The sequence below is a fragment of the Bradyrhizobium sp. 191 genome (genome assembly GCF_023100985.1).
Lineage (GTDB): Bacteria > Pseudomonadota > Alphaproteobacteria > Rhizobiales > Xanthobacteraceae > Bradyrhizobium > Bradyrhizobium diversitatis.
This window is the reverse complement of the sequence record NZ_CP064692.1, coordinates 1,377,639-1,390,933: the sequence shown is the minus strand read 5'-3', so window position 1 is coordinate 1,390,933 and position 13,295 is coordinate 1,377,639. Positions and strand designations below refer to the sequence as shown.

The 13,295-nt window shown below is 63.9% G+C and carries 13 protein-coding genes; 10 read left to right on the top strand and 3 right to left on the bottom strand.

Features of this window, described 5'->3' with window-relative positions; all coding sequences use genetic code 11:
• Nucleotides 1–60 precede the first annotated feature (60 nt).
• Entirely contained in the window at nt 61–921 is an 861-nt protein-coding gene (locus IVB23_RS06480; RefSeq protein ID WP_247802986.1) for an alpha/beta hydrolase, read from the bottom strand.
• Between the two features lie 323 nt (nt 922–1,244).
• Between IVB23_RS06480 and IVB23_RS06475 the strand changes: the two genes are divergently transcribed.
• The 6 genes from IVB23_RS06475 (at nt 1,245) to IVB23_RS06450 (ending at nt 8,421) form a co-directional block, all read left to right on the top strand.
• Nucleotides 1,245–2,477, top strand: a complete 1,233-nt coding sequence (locus tag IVB23_RS06475) for a branched-chain amino acid ABC transporter substrate-binding protein (RefSeq protein ID WP_061882063.1) — start codon at nt 1,245–1,247, stop codon at nt 2,475–2,477.
• 109 nt (nt 2,478–2,586) lie between these two features.
• Nucleotides 2,587–3,534 (top strand): branched-chain amino acid ABC transporter permease, encoded by a 948-nt coding sequence (locus IVB23_RS06470; RefSeq protein WP_247802985.1) that lies wholly within the window; start codon nt 2,587–2,589, stop codon nt 3,532–3,534.
• The gene (locus tag IVB23_RS06465; protein WP_247802984.1) at nt 3,531–4,829 is read left to right on the top strand and encodes a branched-chain amino acid ABC transporter permease; all 1,299 of its coding nucleotides are present in this window, start codon (nt 3,531–3,533) and stop codon (nt 4,827–4,829) included. Before IVB23_RS06470 ends, IVB23_RS06465 begins: the two co-directional genes overlap by 4 nt.
• Nucleotides 4,826–5,575 (top strand): ABC transporter ATP-binding protein, encoded by a 750-nt coding sequence (locus IVB23_RS06460; protein ID WP_061882066.1) that lies wholly within the window; start codon nt 4,826–4,828, stop codon nt 5,573–5,575. The genes IVB23_RS06465 and IVB23_RS06460 overlap by 4 nt, the downstream gene beginning before the upstream one ends.
• Nucleotides 5,575–6,270, top strand: a complete 696-nt coding sequence (locus tag IVB23_RS06455) for an ABC transporter ATP-binding protein (protein WP_247802983.1) — start codon at nt 5,575–5,577, stop codon at nt 6,268–6,270. Before IVB23_RS06460 ends, IVB23_RS06455 begins: the two co-directional genes overlap by 1 nt.
• Nucleotides 6,271–6,366: 96 nt before the next feature.
• Nucleotides 6,367–8,421 (top strand): acetoacetate--CoA ligase, encoded by a 2,055-nt coding sequence (locus tag IVB23_RS06450; protein ID WP_247802982.1) that lies wholly within the window; start codon nt 6,367–6,369, stop codon nt 8,419–8,421.
• Between the two features lie 151 nt (nt 8,422–8,572).
• Here IVB23_RS06450 and IVB23_RS06445 read toward each other — a convergent pair whose 3' ends face one another.
• Both IVB23_RS06445 and IVB23_RS06440 read right to left on the bottom strand, forming a co-directional pair.
• On the bottom strand, nt 8,573–8,959 hold the full coding sequence (locus IVB23_RS06445) for a hypothetical protein (protein WP_247802981.1): 387 nt from the start codon (nt 8,957–8,959) through the stop codon (nt 8,573–8,575).
• Between the two features lie 268 nt (nt 8,960–9,227).
• A complete protein-coding gene (locus IVB23_RS06440; protein WP_131869978.1) occupies nt 9,228–9,473 on the bottom strand; it encodes a hypothetical protein in 246 nt (81 codons plus the stop codon).
• A gap of 230 nt (nt 9,474–9,703) precedes the next feature.
• On the opposite strand from IVB23_RS06440, the gene IVB23_RS06435 reads away from it, so the two are divergent.
• The 4 genes from IVB23_RS06435 to rpoH all read left to right on the top strand — a co-directional run bounded on the left by IVB23_RS06435 (nt 9,704) and on the right by rpoH (nt 13,196).
• Nucleotides 9,704–9,883, top strand: coding sequence for a hypothetical protein (locus IVB23_RS06435; protein WP_247802980.1), 180 nt, complete (start codon nt 9,704–9,706; stop codon nt 9,881–9,883).
• Between the two features lie 74 nt (nt 9,884–9,957).
• Nucleotides 9,958–10,635: a response regulator transcription factor gene (locus IVB23_RS06430; protein ID WP_061882070.1), complete on the top strand. Its 678-nt coding sequence runs from the start codon at nt 9,958–9,960 to the stop codon at nt 10,633–10,635.
• A 16-nt stretch (nt 10,636–10,651) separates the two neighbouring features.
• A complete protein-coding gene (locus IVB23_RS06425) occupies nt 10,652–12,076 on the top strand; it encodes an ATP-binding protein (protein ID WP_247802979.1) in 1,425 nt (474 codons plus the stop codon).
• A gap of 151 nt (nt 12,077–12,227) precedes the next feature.
• A complete protein-coding gene (gene rpoH, locus IVB23_RS06420; protein WP_247804781.1) occupies nt 12,228–13,196 on the top strand; it encodes an RNA polymerase sigma factor RpoH in 969 nt (322 codons plus the stop codon).
• Nucleotides 13,197–13,295 lie beyond the last annotated feature (99 nt).

The following is a 13,295-nucleotide window of genomic DNA, read 5'->3' as shown; positions in this document are numbered from 1 at the left end:
GAAAAAATTGCCTTTGAAAACAACGGGGTCTCTACTGTGCATGGGGTTGTTTTCGTAGCTTTAATCCAGCAATCGCCGAACAGCGTCCACGAGTATGCCGTCCGGCCGGCGCAGTGCCTCGAGAATGGTGAAATGGTCGGCGCCTTCGACCGAGATGAGCTTGCCCGGCGCTCCCGCCGCCACGCGCTTGTCGGAGAGATCGATTGAATCACAGACGAGCGCCGGCAGCTCGTTACTGCCATAGGCGATGTCGAGGCGCTTCTGGGTGACGGGCAGGCGCAGCGGCGACAGCGTGGCGATCTCCTGGTCCGTCAGCTTCAGCGCGTCGTTCAACCCCGTATCGCGGATCGGCGCGAGATCGTAGACGCCGGAGAGCGCGAGCCCCGCATGGACACGCGGATGATCCAGCGCCATCGCAGCAAGGTGGGCGCCGGCGGACCAGCCCGACAGCACGACCGGCCCGGCAACGCCGTAGGACGCACCATGTGCGGCGAGCCAGTCGAGCGCGCGCGGGATCTCGCCGACGATATCGGTCAGCGACACCTCGGGCGCCAGTGAATAGCCGGGGATGGCAACCGACCAGCCATGCGCAGCGACGCCTTCGACCAGCATGGCGAATAATTCGCGCGAATTGCGCTGCCAATAGCCGCCGTGCAGGAACACCAGGCAGGGCGCATCCGGCTTGGCGGCGGGGTAGAGGTCGATCTTGTTGTTGGCCCGCTCGCCATAGGGCAGGTCGAGGTGGGACTTCAGCGTGCCCCGCAGCCGGCTGGAGGCTTCGTTGCGCTCGGCGATCAGGGCCACGCTGTTCTTGACCGCCGCGTTGTTGTCATAGGCGGCATTGCGTTCTGCCTGCGACAGCTCGGACCATTTGTCACGGGGGTCGAGCGACCGAATCGTCGAACGCGCGTTCTCAGCCATGAAACTCTCCGTTGCGGCCCTGGACGACACTCTTGTCGATTTGGCCCGGCCAGTCACCCTCTATTGAGCTGTTGGATCAACCGTGTCCAGCCTTGGACAAGACGGCTCGGCATGCCGGCTGCGGGGCAGGTCGGGCGCGCGACGACCGGGAACATTTGGTCATGGGGCTACCCGTGCTTTTACATTTTGTCGTACCTGCGGCCGCAGCTATGTCGGAGCGAGCTTGTCAGCCCGAGTTTATTCTGCTCAGTGTCCGTCCAAACCGTGCATGCGATCCACGCATGCATGCATCGACTAAAGTCGACAATCAGTGAGGAAACATTATGCGTAGACTGATTTTGGCCGCCGCCGTGATCGCCCCGATGCTCGGCCATGCGGCACGGGCGGAGGATACCGTCAAGATCGGCTACATCGATCCACTCTCCGGTGGCGGCGCCAGCGTGGGTGAGGGGGGTCTGAAGACATTCCAGTACCTGGCTGACGAGCTCAACGCCAAGGGCGGCATCCTGGGCCGTAAGGTCGAGATCGTGCCCTTCGACAACAAGACCAATCCGCAGGAGGCCCTGGTGCAAGCCCAGAAGGCGATCGACGCCGGGGTTCGCTACATCACCCAGGGCAATGGTTCGTCCGTCGGCCTGGCGCTCGAGGATTTCGTCACGAAGTACAACACGCGCAATCCCGGCAAGGAAGTGCTCTACTTCAACTATGCGGCCGTCGATCCGGCCATGACCAACGAGAAGTGCAGCTACTGGCACTTCCGCTGGGATGCCAGCTCCGACATCAAGATGGAGGCGCTGACGAACTACATCAAGGACGTCGCTTCGATCAAGAAGGTGTACCTGATCAACCAGGACTATTCGTTTGGTCAGTCGGTACGCAGCGATGCGCGCAAGATGTTGACGGCGAAGCGGCCTGATGTCCAGATTGTCGGCGACGAACTGCATCCGCTGCTCAAGGTCACGGACTTCTCGCCCTACATCGCCAAGATCAAGGCTTCCGGTGCCGACAGCGTCATCACGGGCAACTGGGGTCAGGACATCGCGCTGCTGCTCAAGGCCGCCGCTGATGCTGGTCTGAAGGTCAATTGGTACACTTACTATGCGGGTGGCGCCGGTGGGCCGACCGCGATCAAGCAGACGGGTCTCGACCATCAGGTATTCCAGCTGACGGAAGGTTTTGCCAATTCGGGCCACCAGCCCGCGATGGATTACGAGAAGGCCTTCCGTGCCAAGGTCAACATGTCGCTTTGGTATCCGCGTGCGGTCAACGAGATGCGCATGTTCAAGGCCGCGGCCGAGAAGGCCAACTCGGTTGAGCCCGTGAAGGTGGCGGCGGCGCTCGAGGACCTGAAGTTCGAGGTCCTGGATGGCGGTACCGGCTTCATGCGCAAGGACGACCATCAGTTCTTCCAGCCAATCTACATCTCCTCCTTCGGCAAGCTTGCCGCGAACGAGCCGTTCGACGAGGAGAACACCGGCTGGGGCTGGCACCTGGTCAGCAAGGTCGATACCCCGCAGGCCATGGTCACCACGACCTGCAAGATGACGCGACCGTAAGGGCCATACACGCCGCCGGCCCGCGGCACTCTCGTCGCGGGCAGGTGGCGGCCGAAATGCTTCCTGGATGGAAACCGGGGCCCTGCCCCGGATAGTTCACGAGTACGCTGTGCTAGAACTCATTGTCATTTCGACCCTGAACGGTGTGCTGTTCGGCATGCTGCTGTTTCTGCTGTCGAGCGGGCTGACGGTCATCTTCAGCATGATGGGCGTGCTCAACTTCGCCCATGCCAGCTTCTACATGCTCGGCGCCTTCTTCGGCTTTCAATTGACGAAATGGATCGGGTTCTGGCCGGCTTTCGTGCTCGCCCCGCTCCTGGTCGGCGCGATCGGCATGGCGGTCGAGCGCTACGGACTGCGCAACACGCACAAGCATGGACATGTCGCGGAATTGCTGCTGACCTTTGGCCTCGCATTCGCGATCGAAGAGGTCGTCGCAATGATCTGGGGCAGGAGCCCGGTCGACTATCGCGTGCCGGCGCTGCTTGACTTCCCAGCCTTCACGATCTTCTCCACCAATTATCCCGCCTACAAGATCTTCATGCTCGCAGTATCGGTGGTCATCTTCGTCGCGCTTCTGCTGGTGCTGAGGCGTACCAGGGTCGGCCTGATCGTGCAGGCGGCGCTGACGCATCCTCACATGGTCGGACACCTCGGCCACAATGTGGGGCGCGTGTTCATGGTGGTGTTTGGTGTGGGCAGCGCGCTCGCAGGCCTTGCCGGTGTCATCGCGGGACCGGCGCTGGTGACGCAGTCCGACATGGCGGCCGCGCTCGGGCCGATCCTGTTCGTGGTCATCGTGTTCGGCGGCCTCGGCTCCTTGCCCGGCGCCTTCGTCGCCTCGCTCGTCATTGGCCTGGTGCAGACTTTTGCAGTGGCGTTGAATGGCTCGCTGGCCAGCGTCTTCGGTCCGCTCGATTCGGCGGGAGGACCTTCCGCTCTTTCCGACATCTGGAACGTCACAATCGCACAGGTCGCGCCGATCATTCCTTATCTTCTGCTGGTCATCATCCTGATCGTTCGCCCCATGGGCCTGATGGGGACGCGCGAATCATGACTACGGCAACGACATCGGTATCGGGACCCGCAGCGAACGCGGCCGGCGAGAACCTGCGCTTCTACGGCGTCTGGCTGGCCGGCGTGATCGTCCTCATCGTGCTGCCGCTGGTGTTCTCGTCCGGCGGCTCCCTCACGTCCTTCAGCCTGATCGGGATCGCGATCGTGTTCGCGCTCTCTTACAACGTCCTGCTTGGACAGACCGGATTGTTGTCGTTCGGCCATGCCGTGCACTACGGTCTCGGCGGCTTCACGGCCTGCCATGTGATGAACGCGATCGTCTCCCACGGCTGGCCGATCCCGCTTCCGTTCATCCCATTGTTCGGCGGCCTCGGTGGCCTCGGGTTCGCTATCCTCGTCGGCTGGCTCATGACCAAGCGTGCCGGCACCGTGTTCGCCATGATCTCGCTGGGCATCGGCGAGCTGGTGGCGTCTTCGTCTCTGATCCTCCGGTCGGTCTTCGGCGGCGAAGCCGGCATCACGACGGACCGCACAGCGCTGCCGCGCATGTTCGGCTGGACGTTCGGGCCGCAGATCCAGGTCTATTATCTGATCGCGTTCTGGCTGGTGGTCTCGGCGATCGCGATGTACGCACTCACCCGAACCCCGCTGGGGCGGATCAGCAATGCCGTCCGTGACAATCCGGAACGAGTCCAGTTCATCGGCTACGATCCTCACGTGGTTCGTTATCTAGCCTATTGCTTTGCAGGATTCTTCGCCGGCATCGCCGGGGGGCTTGCCGCGATCAGCTTCGAAATCGCGAATTCGGCCTATCTCGGCGCGATCCAGTCCGGCCTGGTGCTGTTCGCAACCTTCATCGGCGGTACCGCCTATTTCTTCGGACCCATTCTCGGCGCGATCCTGGTGACCTATCTGCAGCTCGGGCTGACCAGCGTTACCAGCGTCTGGCAGCTCTATTTCGGCATCATCTTCATCGGCATCGTGATGTTCTCGCCCGGCGGCATCGCCGGGCTCGTGATGATGCACCGGCCGCTCCTTCGCGCCGAATCGTTATGGACGGTGATTCCGTCCTATCTCGTCGCGATCGTGCCGACCGTGGCGCTCGCTTGCGGCGTCATTCTGGTGATCGAGACGATCGCGCGTCATTCCGGCGGGGAGGCCAGTGCGATCAACCTGTTCGGCATCGCCTTCAATCCCAAGTCTCCGGCCACCTGGATTGCCGCAGCGGTTCTCGTGGCCGGTGGTTTCGTCATCGCGCGATTGACGTGGCGGCGGGTTGGCGAAGCGTGGGATCGGGCGGCCACGGTCGCGCGTGATCGGGGGTATCTGGCATGACTGCAGCCATCGAAGTCCGCGCCGTCGAGAAGCGCTTCGGCAACGTTGGCATCATTCGCGACCTGAACCTCAGCATCGCGCAGGGCGAACGGCACGCCATCATCGGTCCGAACGGCGCGGGGAAGTCGACGACGTTCAATTTGATCAGTGGGCATATCAAGCCGACTTCGGGTGAGGTCCGGCTCAATGGCGACGTGATCTCCGGCCTGCAGCCGTTCGAGATCAACCGGCGGGGGCTGTCGCGCTCGTTCCAGGTCACCAACGTGTTTGCCCGCATGACGGTCTGGGAAAACGTCCGCTCCGCCGTGCTGTGGGCCACCGGGCATCGCTACGCGTTCTGGAAGAACGTGGACAGCCTGCCTGAGGTGCGCGAGCGGACGGCGCGGATTCTCGAAGACATTCACCTCACGCATCGCCGCGACGTTCCGGCCGGCCTGTTGACATATGCCGAGCAGCGCGAGCTGGAGATCGGCATCACGATCGCAGGGGGCGCTACCGTCGTCATGCTCGATGAGCCGACCGCTGGAATGAGCCACGCCGAGACGGAGCGCGCGGTGTCGTTGATCCGGCGCCTGACCGAAGGGCGAACGCTGGTCATCGTCGAACACGACATGAGCGTCGTGTTTGGCCTTGCCGACCGCATCTCGGTGCTGGTTTACGGTCATATCATCGCCTCGGGCACTCCCGAGGAGATCCGGCGCGATCCGAAGGTCAGGGAAGCCTATCTTGGCGAGGAGGCACACTGATGCTCGAAGTCAGGAACCTCCACGCCTATTACGGCAAGAGCCACATTCTCCAGGGCGTTGACCTCGATGTCGCCGCTGGCGAAGTGGTGAGCCTGCTCGGCCGCAACGGAGTCGGGCGTTCGACCACGGTCAAGGCGATCATGGGCGAGGTCGTTCCGCAGGGCACGATCCGCTTCAAGGGCAAGGACATTGCGGGCCTGCCGAGCTACAAGATCGCGCGCCTCGGGCTCGGCTACGTTCCCGAGCATCGCGACATCTTTCCGAGCTTGACGGTGCGACAGAATCTTTTGCTCGGCATCAAGGACACGCGACGACCGGGCAAATGGCGGCTGCAGGACATGCTCGACATGTTTCCCAACCTCGCCGCGCGCGCCGACGCGCCTGCTGGGGTCCTCTCGGGCGGCGAGAAGCAGATGTTGACGACATGCCGCACGTTGATGGGTGATCCTGATCTCATCATGATCGACGAGCCGACGGAGGGGCTCGCGCCGCTGATCGTGCAACAGGTGGGAGACCTCCTCGTCCGCATCGCGCAAGCCGGGGTCGCGATCCTGCTCGTCGAGCAGAAGCTATCGATCGCGATGCGCATCTCGAAGCGCGTCTACATCATGGGACACGGTCGCGTGGTTTTTGAAGGCACGCCGGACCAACTCAGGGCGAACGCGGCGGTTCGCCAGGAGTGGCTCGAGGTTTGAACCTATTGTGAGACGGATCGTTCAACGGGTGCAACAGCGCACACGTCCCGAGTTCGGCTGCAGCTCTCGCAATCCATGAACCTTCGGAATTTGATGATGGCAGCTCCCTACGTTCCTCAAATGGCCCTGTATCGTCAATGGCTCGGGGATACGCGCGGCCTTGTCTTCTCGAGCTACGAAGAGATGCGGCAATGGTCGGTGCGCGATCTCGACGGGTTCTGGCGCAGCATTTGGGACTATTACGATCTGCAATCTCCGACGCCGTTTGCCGCCGTGATTGCCGAGCGCAAAATGCCGAATGCGGTGTGGTTTCCCGGCGCGCAGGTGAATTACGCCAGGCAGGTGTTCCGGCATGTCGCGGCAGCAGACGCAGCCGGGCTGCCCGCCATCGTCAGCGGCGGTGAGGACGGCAGTCTCACGGAGACGAGCTGGCCGGAGCTGCGGCGCAAGGCAGCGGCGCTCGCGCTCGATCTGAAGGACAAGGGCGTGTGCCCCGGCGACCGCGTCGCGGCCTATCTGCCGAATATCCCCGAGACCATCGTTGCGTTCCTGGCGACAGCCAGCATCGGCGCAATCTGGAGCGTCTGTGCGCCCGACATGGCGGCGCCTGCGGTGATCGACCGCTTCAAGCAGATCGAACCGAAGGTGCTGATCGCCTGCGACGCCGTCACTTATGCCGGCCGGCGGCATGACCGTCGCGACGTCGTCGGCGAGCTCAGGCGGTCCCTGCCGACCGTCGAGCACGTCATCCTGCACAGCGAAGCCGGCGCAGCTGCGGCACCGGACGCGCTGCTCTCCGACATTCTCGCCAGAACGGGCGCGGCCATCGATGCCTTCGAGCCGATCTGGCTGCCGTTCGATCATCCGCTCTGGATCGTCTATTCCAGCGGCACGACCGGCCTGCCGAAGCCGATCGTGCACGGCCATGGCGGCATCATCATCGTGGTGCTCGCGCTTCTGGGGCTGCACAACGACATCGGTTGCTCCTATCACCAGAATTCCTTCGGCGAACGCTATCACTGGTACAGCTCGACCGGCTGGATCATGTGGAACAGCCAGGTCGGCGGCCTGCTCAGCGGGACCACCTGCTGCATCTTCGACGGCAGCCCGGCCGGCGCGAAGGACAAGCCGGACTGGACCACGCTGTGGCGCTTCGTCGCGCAATCGAAGTCGACCTTCTTCGGGGCGGGCGCGGCGTTTTTCGCGAACTGCGCCAAGGCCGAGATCGACCTTGCTGCCGCCGGCGATCTTTCGCAGCTGCGTTGCCTCGGCTCGACCGGCTCGCCCCTTAGCGCCGACACGCAGGCCTGGTTCAACGCGCGCTTCGCTGCGTTGTCGAAGACGAACGGCAGCAAGGCGCAGGCTGACATCTGGTGGGCGAACATTTCGGGAGGGACCGATTTCGCCGGCGCCTTCATCGGCGGCAACCGCGAGCTGCCGCAGACGCCGGGCGCCATGCAGTGCCGGCTGCTGGGCGCGGCCGTGGAGGCTTTCAACGAACAGGGGCACGCCGTCATCGACGAGGTCGGCGAGCTCGTCTGTACCGAGCCGATGCCGTCGATGCCGCTCTATTTCTGGAATGACGAGGGTGGGGCGCGCTATCGCGCGAGCTATTTCGAAACCTATCCGGACGATTTCGACGGCAGCGGGCGCGGTCCGGCGTGGCGACACGGCGACTGGCTCAAGGTCAATCCGGATGGCTCCTGTATCATCTATGGCCGCAGTGATGCCACCATCAACCGGCACGGCCTGCGCATGGGTACGAGTGAGCTCTATTCCGCAATCGAGTCGCTGCCCGAGGTGCTCGACTCCCTCGTCGTGGATCTCGAATATCTCGGCCGCGACAGTTACATGCCGCTGTTCGTTGTGTTGCGCGACGGCATTGCGCTCGATGCGGCGATGCAGGCGAAGATCAACAAGGCGATCGAGTCCAGCCTGTCACGGCGCTTTCTGCCGAACGAGATTTTCGCCGTCGCCGAGATTCCGCGGACGCTGTCCGGCAAGAAGCAGGAACTGCCGATCAAGAAGCTGCTGCTCGGCCAGCCCGTGCAGAAGGTCATCAACAGGGAAGCGATGGCCAATCCCGGCTGTCTGGATTGGTATCTCGATTTCGCAGCGATGCACCTGAAGAGGGTCGCAGGAGCGGCTTGACCGCGATGGGTACGGCATCTGCGACCACTGCGCAGGCACGCCGAGGAGTGGTTCCACCCGTAGGGTGCTGTGTGGACTTCGCGCGCGCAGTTCGAGCGATCCGGGCCGCGAGCTTGCGTGGTCCGGACCGATCGGCGCGGTGCACGCGGACCTAGCTGCAGCTCAGCGGCAAGGGTTGGGCCGGATGCAGCTCGTACCAGTCATAGCAATCCGGATAGCCGTAGAATCCATATCCGGACCGGAAGCGGTCAAGACGGTGAAACGCGTGCTGCCGGAAGCCGCCGGCTGCGACATGATGGCCGAAGCCGAGGTGCTCGCCGCCGAATCGGGCTCCGCCGCCGAATCCGCCGGCATGTCCCATGCCGCCGAAATGCGCGCCGCCACCGAAGCCCATGTGGCCGCCGCCAAAGCCCATATGTCCGCCTCCGAAGCCACCGCCGCCGTGGCCACCGCCACCGCCGCCATGTGCCTCGGCCGTTCCGACCGCCAGTGCTGAGGCAAGCGCCACTGTCGCCATGATCATCAATGCTCGTTTCATGAGGGGCTCCTTTCGTGTCCGGATGCCCGGCGGCCAATGCCGTCGCCTCAGCGTCGTGCCGCCAGCAAATCCTGTCTGGAAGGGAAGATAGGAAGGTCGTGCGGCAATCCCACTGAATTCGATTTCAGGAGCGGGGCGCTGCGCATCGGCGAGGTGATCCGCCGACGCGATTACCGAGCGTGGACGGGGTCAACGTCAGGCTCGACCCCATCGTGAAAGGCGGCGGCCGAGCGACGCACTCGCCCGGCCGGCCGCGACGTCGTCGGGATCAGAAGCTGCCGGTGCCCGGCTCACAGGGAACGTTGTTGCCGGTCCACGGCGCCGTCGCAAACGCGCCGACACGCGGCGCTGGAACGCAGCCGCGGCCGGTCTGATAGACCGACCCGTACGATGCAACCGGATCGGCTTGCATTGCGGATGGGCGGACGTCGGTATGGCGCTCCCGCGCCATGGCGGGTCCACCGAGCATGGCGACTGCGATCAGTCCGGTCGACAAGAGCTTGAGAGTGGTCATTTGGCTTCTCCTTTGATGAAAGCTGGCAGTCCAAGCCGGCCTGTGAAGGAGGTGCGGACGAACGCGCGGCGGCAAAACGCACGAATTGCTCACCCGTGTTCAATGGACCGTGATCCCGTCCTTGCCGGCAAGCACGATCGTGCAAACTCGCAACGTTTCGATCCTGGCGCGTAACAGCAGCCTCGCTGAAGACATATCTGCTGGAGCGTCCCGCTGCATGGAGATGAGAGATGATCACTGCGACAGCACATTCGATCGCCTTCGCGCCGCCGCCAGCAGTGACCGTGCTGCCGGGCGCTCTGAAATGCAATTTAATGGTGCTTTATCCCACGCAGGATTACTTCTGTCGCGAGACAGCGGTGCGTCGCATGCCGGTCCTGCCTCGCGTGTTCGGCCCGGGCGGGCATTGAACATGTCGTCGCAGATCACCGAGCCCATGCTTCGCCGCCGGTCTCGAGGCCTCGCGGGACGTGGAACCAGCACAATGACGCGGATTCTCCTGATCGAGGATGATGCCGAGACCGCCGACGCGATCGTGGCCGAACTCACCGAGCGCGGGTTCGAGGTGCGATGGGCGCCCGACGGAATCGGCGGTCTCGATCGGGCGCGTGAATCGTCTCCCGATGCCCTGATCGTCGATCGCATGCTGCCCGGAATGGACGGGCTGACCGTCATCGAGGCCTTGCGCAAGGACCAGGTCAGGACGCCCGTCCTGGTGCTGAGCGCGCTCGGCGCGGTCGACGACAGGGTGCGCGGGTTGCGCGTCGGCGGAGACGACTATCTCACCAAGCCGTTCGCGCTGATCGAGCTCGTCGCCCGGGTGGAGGCGTTGCTGCGGCGTCCGATCGACAGCCGCGAGACCACGTTGTGCGCCGGGCCGCTGGAGCTCGACCTGATCGAGCGGACCGCGCGGCGAGGCGAGCGCGAGATCGATCTGCTGCCGCGCGAATTCCGCCTGCTCGAATACATGATGCGCCGAAGCGATCAGCTGCTGACCCGGGCGATGCTGCTCGAGGAGGTCTGGAACTACAAATTCGTTCCGGCAACCACCAATCTCATCGACGTGCACATGGGCCGCCTTCGTCACAAGGTCGACGGCCCCGGCGAGACGCAGCTGATCCACAACGTTCGCGGCTCCGGCTTCGTGCTGCGAACTCGTTAACAGGTTCGGCGGATCGATGCGCCAGATTCAGTTCATTCGTTCGAACACGTTCCTGTGGGCCGCGGCGATAGCAGCCACGCTGGCGTTGTTCGTCGCCGCCCTGTTCGCCTTCATCTACTGGAAGATCGACGACTACCTGATCATGCGATCCGACCGCATGATTGCAACGCAGCTCAACTTCATGGCCGAGCTGCCGCCCGGCCGTCTCATCGACGCGATCTCCGATCATCTCAAGCAGGATTCGCGAGGCGTGCAATATGCCGGCCTGTTCGATGCCGCAGGGACCCGGCTTGCCGGCAACATCGCGCGATTGCCATCAAAGCTCGATTTCGGCGGACCGGTCCGGAGCGTGCGGCTCACACGGGACGGGCCGTCGGCGGTCCACGATGCCGTCGTCAAGGCCGCGGGCAGGCGGCTCGGCGACGGCCACATCCTCGTGATCGGGCGGAATGTCGATGAGACGCGCGAGATATCCATCGTCGTCGGACAAGCGCTGCTGCTCGGCCTGCTGCCGGCATTCTGCCTCTGCCTGCTGGCCGGGGCCTGGCTGAGCGTCCGCGCCCAGAGGCGCGTGGAGCAGGTGAACCAGAGGGTCCAGCGTATCGTGGCCGGCGATCTCCGCGAGCGGCTCCCACAGACCAACGCGGACGATCCGTTCGCGCGGCTGGCCAGGATCGTCAACGGCATGCTCGACGAGATGGAGACCACGATCAACGCGCTGGCAGGTGTCGGCAACGATATCGCTCACGATCTCAGGACACCGCTCACGCGAGCCCGCCTGGCGCTGGAGCGCGGGCGCACACATGCGGCCACGCTGGAGGACCTTCAGGACATCGTGGACAAGGCAATGGCCGGAATCGACCAATCGCTCGCAATCATCACTGCGCTGCTGCGCCTGGCCGAAATCGAGAGCAGCAGCCGTACGGCCGGCTTCGGCGATGTCGCGCTCGACGAGATCCTGCGACGGGTGTGCGACGTCTACGAACCCATTGCCGAAGACAAGGATATCGACATCGACGTCGAGATCGACCGCAAAGTGCAGGTGCGGGGTGATCGGGACCTGCTGTTCGAGGCGGTTGCCAATCTCGTGGACAATGCCGTCAAGTTCACCCCCGCGGGCGGACGAGTGACGCTCGAGCTGATGTCGGACGACAGGGCCGCGCTCGTGCGCGTGAGCGATACCGGCCCTGGCATCGGCGAGTCGGAGCGCGAGGCGGTGCTGCGTCGGTTCTATCGCTCCGACAAGATGCGCAACACGCCGGGAGTGGGACTGGGACTGAGCCTCGTCGCTGCGATTCTGAAGCTGCACGGCTTCTGCCTGACCATTTGCCCAGCACCCGGCGGACGGGTGGAGATCCTCGCCACGACGGGCGCGATATCACACGAAGCCGCGGCATCGGCGCCGGTTCGTTCGCTTCACGCGAGCCTCGCGCCGATGTGACCGCCGATGCCACGTGCGAGACGTGCGAAGCGGAAAGAGCGGTGGGATCTCTGAAAGCGAATTCAGGCTTGTTAAGTGCAGTTTACTGGCGCCGTCAGTCGGAGGCTTCTTACGTTCCGCTTGCCGGTTCGAATGGGAGCAAAAGATGCCAATGCGACATGCGGGTTTGAGCAGGATCGATACGGCTGAGCCGGGCAGGCGTACGGCGGCCGCTGTGTTCAATGCGTATTCCTCGGTCATCGGCCGGTACGACCTGCTCGAACGCGAGCAGGAGCAGCAGCTTGCGCGTCGCTGGCAGGAGACGAGGGACGGCGACGCCGCGAACGCGCTCGTCACGAGCCACCTCCGGCTCGCCGCCAAGGTCGCGCGGAGCTACAGGGGATACGGCCTTCCGTTCGCCGATCTCATGGCCGAGGCCAATCTCGGGCTGGTGATTGCCGCATCGCGGTTCGAGCCCGACCGAAACTCGCGATTTTCCACCTATGCGACGTGGTGGATCAAGGCCGCCATCCACGAATACATCCTGCGCTCCTGGTCGCTGGTCAAGATCGGAACAACGGCCGCTCAAAAGAAGCTGTTCTTCCGGCTTCGCGGCGAGATGAGAAAGGCCGGCCAGGGCGGGATGGCGCGGCTTACCCCCGATGTCGCCGAGGCGATCGCCACCAAGCTCGAAGTTTCTGCGCGCGAAGTGATGGAGATGGATTGCCGCCTGCACGGCGACCTATCGCTGAATGCGCGGGTTGGCGGCGACGAGCAAGGTACCGAGTGGGAGGCCTTGCTTGTGGACGAGGCGAGCGACGCTGAGACCGTCCTTGCCGATCAGGATCAGATGGAACATCGGACCGATGCCCTGCGCATTGCGCTGAATGGCCTCACGGGCCGCGAGCGGCGCGTGCTGGAGGCAAGGCGGCTGGCGGAGCATCCCCCGACGCTCGATCAGCTCGCCCGCGAGCTTTCGATCTCCAGCGAGCGCGTCCGGCAGATCGAGATTCGCGCCTTTGCAAAGGTCAGGCGTGCCGCCATCCGTGCCACCCTGGAGCCCGCGGCCGCCCGCGGACAGGGCGGCGCGCGGTGTCGTCTCTGTCGCCATCCACCCGTCCCGACACTATCTCGAGCGTGAGGCGTTCGGATCGACGTGAACGATCGAGAGGTCACGATGCTGAACTCGATTTCATTTGAACGGTCAAGCATCGTCGCCATCTGAAAATTTCCCGCAACC

What these genes read in the sequence shown, in the direction of transcription:
- IVB23_RS06435 (WP_247802980.1), top strand. Translation starts at nt 9,704, where the DNA reads ATGATCACTGCGACAGCACATTCGATCGCCTTCGCGCCGCCGCCAGCA.
- IVB23_RS06440 (WP_131869978.1), bottom strand. Translation starts at nt 9,473, where the DNA reads ATGACCACTCTCAAGCTCTTGTCGACCGGACTGATCGCAGTCGCCATG.
- IVB23_RS06455 (WP_247802983.1), top strand. Translation starts at nt 5,575, where the DNA reads ATGCTCGAAGTCAGGAACCTCCACGCCTATTACGGCAAGAGCCACATT.
- IVB23_RS06460 (WP_061882066.1), top strand. Translation starts at nt 4,826, where the DNA reads ATGACTGCAGCCATCGAAGTCCGCGCCGTCGAGAAGCGCTTCGGCAAC.
- IVB23_RS06430 (WP_061882070.1), top strand. Translation starts at nt 9,958, where the DNA reads ATGACGCGGATTCTCCTGATCGAGGATGATGCCGAGACCGCCGACGCG.
- IVB23_RS06475 (WP_061882063.1), top strand. Translation starts at nt 1,245, where the DNA reads ATGCGTAGACTGATTTTGGCCGCCGCCGTGATCGCCCCGATGCTCGGC.
- IVB23_RS06425 (WP_247802979.1), top strand. Translation starts at nt 10,652, where the DNA reads ATGCGCCAGATTCAGTTCATTCGTTCGAACACGTTCCTGTGGGCCGCG.
- IVB23_RS06445 (WP_247802981.1), bottom strand. Translation starts at nt 8,959, where the DNA reads ATGAAACGAGCATTGATGATCATGGCGACAGTGGCGCTTGCCTCAGCA.
- IVB23_RS06465 (WP_247802984.1), top strand. Translation starts at nt 3,531, where the DNA reads ATGACTACGGCAACGACATCGGTATCGGGACCCGCAGCGAACGCGGCC.
- rpoH (WP_247804781.1), top strand. Translation starts at nt 12,228, where the DNA reads ATGCGACATGCGGGTTTGAGCAGGATCGATACGGCTGAGCCGGGCAGG.
- IVB23_RS06450 (WP_247802982.1), top strand. Translation starts at nt 6,367, where the DNA reads ATGGCAGCTCCCTACGTTCCTCAAATGGCCCTGTATCGTCAATGGCTC.
- IVB23_RS06480 (WP_247802986.1), bottom strand. Translation starts at nt 921, where the DNA reads ATGGCTGAGAACGCGCGTTCGACGATTCGGTCGCTCGACCCCCGTGAC.